Origin of the sequence: Burkholderia sp. ZZQ-2, from assembly GCF_050768715.1 — a bacterium.
GTDB classification, from domain to species: domain Bacteria; phylum Pseudomonadota; class Gammaproteobacteria; order Burkholderiales; family Burkholderiaceae; genus Burkholderia; species Burkholderia cepacia.
On sequence record NZ_LDVA01000106.1, the window covers coordinates 1 to 2383 of the forward strand.

The window sequence follows — 2383 nt, forward strand, 5'->3', positions numbered from 1 at the left end:
CGCCTTCGAACGTCGTCGCGCCGATCAGCGCGTTCAGGTCGAGATCGCGCACGCGCAGCGCTTCGGGCTCGAGCGTCGCGCCGTCGATGTCGGTGCCGCGATGGCGCGTTGCCGGGCGGCCGAGCAGGTTGCGCGGCGCGTCGCCGGTCGAGGCGGCCGAAGCGTTCGTGCCGGAATCGAGTGTCGTGTCCATGTCATTCCGCCTGCGCGAGTTCTTCGCTGCTGACGCTGATCGCCGCGTGCGCCATTGCGGCGATCACGGCCGCGTGCTGGTCGACCACGGGCAGCACGTTCGCGAAGTAGTAGCGCGCGCTTTTCAGCTTGCCGCGATAGAACGCGAGTTCGGCCGGCGTGTCGGCCGTGTCCGGCGCGTCGAGCCGGCGCGCGGCGATCGTCGCCGATTCGAGCAGCACCCACGCCGATGTGACGACGCCGAACATCTCGAGAAAACGCGTGTAGAACTGGCTGCTGCGGTGCGTATGACCGTCCTGCACGTCGCGCGCGATGTCGTCGAGCGCGGCGGCGATCCGGTCGGCGCCCGTGCGCAGCGCGTCGAACAGCGGGCGCAGCTCCGCATGCGTGCCCGTGTGATGCTGGCGCGCGAGGAACACGTCGAGTTCGTCGCGGTAGTACTGGATCAGCCGCGAATGGCGTCCGAAGCCGAGCTTGTCGCGCACGAGGTCCTGCGCCTGGATGTAGTTCGTGCCTTCCCAGATCGACAGGATCTTCACGTCGCGCGCGTTCTGCTCGACGGGGCTCGCGTCGGTGTAGCCGAGCCCGCCGTGCACCTGGATCGCGGTTTCGCAGATTCGCCACGCCTGGTCGGAGATGAACGCCTTGCAGACCGGCGTCAGCAGCAGTTGCAGCTTGCGGTGGCGCTCGATCTCGGCCGGATCGGCGTCGGGAGTCGCTTCGAGCATCGCCGCGCGCGTGGCGGTCGCGGCGAGCTTGCCGAGCAGGCCGCGGCAGCCGTCGACGCGGCTCTTCATGTCGACCAGCATGCGCTGCACGTCCGCGTGCTCGACGATCGCGACGCGCGCGGCATTCGTGTTCGACGCGCGCTCGATCGGCCGGCCCTGCAGCCGGCGGCCCGCATACTCGACCGCGTGCAGGTACGCGCTCGACGCGACGCCGACGCCGAACATCCCGGTACTCATCCGCGCCTGGTTCATCAGCGGCATCAGCTGGAGCAGGCCGACATTGCGCCGGCCGCCGAGCAGCCAGCCGCGGGTCGTGCCGTTCGCGCCGAACACCAGGTGCGTGTTCGCGCAGCCCTTGAGCCCCATCTTGCGCGGCAGGCCGATGCAGTCGACATGGTTCGGCTGCAGCTCGCCGGTTTCCTCGTCCGGCCAGAAGCGCGGCACGACGAGGCACGACAGCGAGAAGGAATCGGGCGACGCGGTGTCGATGCGGCCGAGCACGAAATACAGCGTGTTCTCGGTCAGCTCGTGCATGCCGGCCGAGATGTAGACCTTCTCGCCGTCGATCGCGTAGATGTCGCGTTCGAGCGGCGTCGCGCGCAGCGCGACCGCGGTGAGGTCGGTGCCGGCCTGCGGCTCGGTCGCGCAGAAGCACGCATCCCAGCGGTACGCCTCGAGCGGCGCGATCAGCGCCTTCTGGTGCGGCGTGCCGTGCATCTGCAGCAGCTTGACCGCGGGGCGCGTGAAGCCGCCGTACGTCATGAACGACGGGTTCGCGCCCATGAACATCTCGTAGATCATCTGCGTGACAATCGGCGGCAGCCCGTGCGCGGTGCCGAACAGCGTGTTCGACCATTCGTCGCGAAACCGCGCCCACAACGCGTGGAAATGCGACGGAATGCGCACCTGGCCGTCGTCGAGCAGCGTGCAGCCCTCGACGTCGGCCTGCTGGTAGCTGCGGCCGAGGTCGAGCGCGAAGTCGCGCGCGCGTTCGAGCAGCGCGTCGATCGACGCGCGATCGTGGGTGCCGTACAGGCCGTGTTCCGCCAGGAACTGCTTGTCGGCTTCGAACAGTTCCCACAGAAAGAAGCGCAATTCGCGCAGGCTGACCTTGTAGGCGCTCATCATGCGTCTCCTTCGATATCGAGTGCGGCATCGAGGCCGCCGGCGAGGTCGACGACGGCCGCCGCCGCCGCGCCATGCAGTGCCGCATCCCACACGAGCACCGTGCGGCGCTCGCCTTCGTCGAGCGCACCGGCGAGCCGGATCAGCGCGGCCGCCGATTCGGCCGACGACAGGTGGCCCGATCCGTCGTGCTGAATCCGCGCGCCGACCGGGATCGACGCGGCGTCGGCCACGCGCGCCGCGAAGCCGGGATCGAAGCCGGGAGGCACGCACCAGTCGATCTGGTCGGCGCGCAGCCCGGCCATGTCGAGCGCGCGGCGGATCGCGCGCGCGGCGAG

1 protein-coding gene and 2 pseudogenes are annotated in these 2383 nt (G+C 69.5%); all 3 read right to left on the reverse strand.

Going from position 1 to position 2383, the window contains the following annotated elements:
- Positions 1–193, reverse strand: a pseudogene (locus ABY44_RS05655) (citrate/2-methylcitrate synthase); the annotation flags it as partial.
- A gap of 1 nt (position 194) precedes the next feature.
- On the reverse strand, positions 195–2045 hold the full coding sequence (locus ABY44_RS05660) for an acyl-CoA dehydrogenase (RefSeq protein ID WP_060085956.1): 1851 nt from the start codon (positions 2043–2045) through the stop codon (positions 195–197).
- A pseudogene (locus ABY44_RS05665) lies at positions 2045–2383 on the reverse strand (hypothetical protein); the annotation flags it as partial. The pseudogene ABY44_RS05665 and the gene ABY44_RS05660, both read right to left, overlap by 1 nt.